The organism is Colwellia sp. E2M01, from assembly GCF_018860585.1.
Taxonomy (GTDB): domain Bacteria; phylum Pseudomonadota; class Gammaproteobacteria; order Enterobacterales; family Alteromonadaceae; genus Colwellia.
In genome coordinates this window covers 1-4,402 of record NZ_JAHKPR010000057.1, presented here as the reverse complement: position 1 = coordinate 4,402, position 4,402 = coordinate 1, and the positions used below count along the sequence as shown (strand labels likewise).

Annotated in this window: 4 protein-coding genes; 2 read left to right on the top strand and 2 right to left on the bottom strand. The window is 35.4% G+C overall.

Annotated features, from left to right (window positions below):
* Positions 1-156: 156 nt before the first annotated feature.
* Entirely contained in the window at positions 157-861 is a 705-nt protein-coding gene (locus KO502_RS11845) for a DUF3313 family protein (protein WP_252730745.1), read from the bottom strand.
* A gap of 63 nt (positions 862-924) precedes the next feature.
* Complete coding sequence (locus KO502_RS11840) at positions 925-3,117, bottom strand: carbohydrate-binding family V/XII (RefSeq protein ID WP_216022781.1); 2,193 nt, start codon at positions 3,115-3,117, stop codon at positions 925-927.
* A gap of 398 nt (positions 3,118-3,515) precedes the next feature.
* Between KO502_RS11840 and KO502_RS11835 the strand changes: the two genes are divergently transcribed.
* Complete coding sequence (locus KO502_RS11835; RefSeq protein ID WP_216022780.1) at positions 3,516-3,929, top strand: hypothetical protein; 414 nt, start codon at positions 3,516-3,518, stop codon at positions 3,927-3,929.
* A 36-nt stretch (positions 3,930-3,965) separates the two neighbouring features.
* Positions 3,966-4,379: an RNA-binding S4 domain-containing protein gene (locus KO502_RS11830; RefSeq protein ID WP_216022779.1), complete on the top strand. Its 414-nt coding sequence runs from the start codon at positions 3,966-3,968 to the stop codon at positions 4,377-4,379.
* The last annotated feature ends 23 nt before the right edge of the window (positions 4,380-4,402 follow it).

The window sequence follows — 4,402 nt, the reverse complement described above, 5'->3', positions numbered from 1 at the left end:
ATTACACATCGAGCATAGCTCTGAGTTGGGAAGAAATTTAATCAAATTGGTATTAATTCGAACTTAAAAAATTAACAGCATAAAGTAAAAAGCCCAGATAACTTTATAATAATGTTATCTGGGCTAATAAACTATTACTATATAGTATTAATCAATTTACATAGTTTTAGCTTTTGTTGTTTCAAATTGTTTACGTAACGTTTCTACCCACTTTTTGATAGTTCGCTTTGCATCCGCAGTATTACTTACTCTATTTGCCCATTGCATAAAACTATCGTTACCAATAATCTCATTATCAATTAAGCGCGCTAGTATTTCACCACTTACTCCATCATAAACTTCTAAATATAATGTCGCTTCGCCAGAATTTTTTGTATAAGTTCTAATAGTAGAGCCGTTATGTATATCAGGAGCTGTAATGTCAAGGTTAAGGATAAAAGGCTTTAATAATAAGGTACTTACACCTGATTTATCGACTACTTCCAAAGTCCCATTTTCTTTAATTTCTTGAGTAAAAACCTCATCAAATAAATCAGCCACCTTAGCTTTAATCGATAACACGTCTTTAGGTGTAATGCGTTTCATGCTGCCACCTTGAGAACTATTATAACTACGCTCCCAATTTTTTTTAAAAGCCACTTGGCTAGGTAAAATCAACACTTTTTGATAATCATTAAAATCAACACCCGCTCTTTCATAAGCTAATGCTGAACTTGAGGAGTTTACTAAATTCAATCCCTCTTTAGTTACTTGTGGTGCCTCTTCTGTGGTATGACTACAAGCCATAACCATGGCAAGGCCTAAAGCAATCATCCCTGTTTTTGCTGCCGCTTTACTATATATAACCTGTTGTTTTTTCATTATTTATTCCTTTACATTTTATAATTGATATTTGTTTGCAATATAATATTAAATAAACTCGTTTTATCTACGACCACCGCCACGACGACCACCGCCAAATCCGCCCCCCATAGAGCGTGCTTGTCTGTCTCTATTCATATGCTGATAATTAATATTTCGATTACGGCCTGACTGTAAATTACCGCGTTGTATGTTACTTGACTGAACTCGGTTTTGAATATTGTTTTTTGTAGTAGCGTTATTGTTCAGGCGTTGGTTAGTTTGTGTTTTCCATGTGTTGTCTGTTCTACTTTGCCATTGGCCATCTTGATGTCGTACAACATTACCTGTTCTGTCTGAAAAAACATTATTGGTATGCTGTGATGAAACCTGCGCTTTTTTAATGCTACGATTAGGCTTAATATTAGTTGCATTGCGTTTAATATTACTTGGCTTGTTATATAAATTGTTACTTATATTTCGACCGTTGTTTTTACCGATATTAGTTTTGCCAATATTATTTATTATATGATTTTTGTTGCCAATACTGGTTGAGTTACCAATATTGATGTCACCATTAATATTAATATTGGTGTGATGACCACCATGATAACCGCCATGGTACCCACCGTAATATCCGTGATGATGATTATAACCACCGCTCCAGCTAACACCTACTCTAAAGAATGGTCCGCCCCAACTTACACCGACATTCCATCCGGTCCATGGATTATAACCCACATGTAATCCCCAGGTTGGAGGACGAGGATAATACCAAGCACCATAATAAGGAGGATAATACCAACCGGTTCCGTAAATCGGTACACCATAATATGGGTAAGACCCCATGTAACCAGGGGTATAACCTACATAAACTATTTCAGGCGTTGAATCATAAACTTTAACGTAAGTGGTGTTATACACTGGCGAGCTAGGTGGGATTTGTGCTATTTCGGTATTAGGTATGCTGTCAGCAACAACCCAAGGTCCTTTGCTATCATTAGCAACAAACCATACACCGCTATCTACGGCATAAAACTTACCTTTTATTTTAAGTACTTGCGCGCTTGTATTAACAGCATAAGCAACATCTGTCCCGACAATATCTTCAAACTTTGGTTCACCATCATATTCTACCGTTAATGTCGCTTCACTACGTTGTATTGCTGCTGTTTGTGGTATTTGTGAATCTAACACTGCTTGCTCAGCTTCATCAGTACCAGCAACAGAGCTTCTTAAACCACCAATATCCGACTCTGGTGGGATATCTTTAAAACTAACAGGTAATTTATCTGCGCGAACAAAAGACCAAGGCCCTTGCTCAGTTTTACTTGTAAACCAACGACCTGACAACAATATGTACATGTCACCATTAGCTATTTCTCTTACCCAAGGTGTTTCAGTATTTTTAACGTAAAGTAACTTACCGCCGGTTAAGCTCACCCAATTAGGCTTACCATCAGAAACAACTAACTCTGTTGGTTTAGTGGCTGTTACAACATCAGGAGTTTTACTCGGTTTATTCTCGGTATTTTCAGTCTCACTATTTGATTTAGCAATCATAGCTAATAAATCAGAAGGTACATTGCTCGTTGGTTGCCAAGGGCCTAATTCACTATTCGCTTGGTACCATAAGCTACCGCTGGTTAAATAGTACTGTGCTTTATTTTTTACTTTAACAACGGCAAATGGAGTATTTAAAGCACGTTGATAAGGGCTATTATCAATATCTTTAAAGAGTGGTTTACCATCATACGTTAATAAAACCGCAAGTTTATCTTTAAAGATGATAATAGGTGGGTCATTCTTTATGCCTTCTAAACTTTCTTCAACTTGATCTGCTGTTGCTAGTGTGGCGGTAAGCTTTGATAAAGAACCACTAAAACTAGAGTGTTGTAATTCATGTTCAACAAAGTTGGTAAAAGTTTGCTCTTCACTATCTTTTGAATCTGGCCAGCCTACTTTAGTTACTTTGATATTGGTGATCACAACTGAATTGGTATCACGATCAGTTTGTATTGATGATGAAAACCAAAACACGCCGAAAACAGGGTCTTTTTTATTTTTTAAAATCAATTGCATCGCCGCTCTACCCGTTAACACATTGCCAACGAGTTTTTCCGGTTGCGGTTGATAAATAACAATTGTACCTTTATCGCCTTTTAGTTCTTGTGGCCATTCAGAGGCCGAAGCTATAAAACTGACACTAATAACTGCCAACATAAATAATGCGGTAATTTTTTTATGCCAGCGACTTATAAAATGTGATGTCATCATACTGTCCTGCTATGAGTAATTAAAAAGTAAAATACGGTTATGTATAAAATATAGACCTTCAGTTCACCTTAAAGTTTAGTTATACAATACTATTACCTGATCTTGAGTAAATTGCATAAGAAAGATGGTGTTATTATTAGCCGTAACGATCAGAACTGATTAATTAAAGCCATATTTTAATTAAACCAGTTCATTAAATATCAACATTAAATATCAATTAAACGGCTTTCCATCAAAGTCATTTTATTTAACAAATTGATTATAAAGTAAATATTATTTAACACAATTACACCATTATTATTTATTACTAAGTATCTTTTACTTACTATTTATATGCTATCATCCATTTTTAAATATCCCTCATTCCACTTACTTTTAATCTCACTTAGGTTTTATCCATGAAAGCTCCTTTATACAACGATATACTGGCTATTTGCCAAGAAATTGCCAACGCCTCTGCGACAGATAACGATGAGTTAAGATTGGCTCACTGCAAAAAATTACAAGTATTATGTGCAACTAATCAAAATAGTCCAAAAGATCATCCTTTGCAGTGGGAAGCACTTGCAGACTTTACCGAAGACGGTGAGCAAGCAATGGATATTTACGAAATTGCTTTAGCTACCGCAGAAAAGCTTTCACTACCGGTATTTACTGCCTCAGCTTATTTAGCTATGGCATTACGCCAAGTAGAATTTGAAGAGCCAGCGCAAGCATTGATTTTTGCCAATAAAGCTAACGATGCAGCACAAACTATTGATAGTGACGAATTAAAAGAAGAAATTACTGAGCTATTAACACAGTTGAGCTAAGCTTAAGTTAATTTTAAGTTTTTTACCGAGAAAAATATGTCTGATAGTTATATAGAAGTAGAGTTAACTCAACAACCTGTTGAGCTATGTAAATTACTTAAAATTGCTGATTTAGTAAGTGGTGGTGGTGAAGCAAAGGTCGTGATCAGCGAAGGCTATGTTTTACTTAATGGTGAAGTAGAATATCAGAAACGTAAAAAAATATATCATGAAGACATCATTGAGTTTAACGGCGAAATAATACAGTTAATAATCAATGAAGCGCAAAGCGAAGAAATGACTCAAGATAAAATAAAGATCGCGCCGAAAAACATAACTCCGCCTAAACATAAACAATCGCTAGCAAGTAAAAATAATGCTAAACCGACAAAAAAAACAGAAAGCGAAGCTAAATTATCAACACAGCCTACGCCATCTACACCAAGAAAAAGAAAACCTATTTCATTTTAAAGCATGTAATGCATAAAACCTCA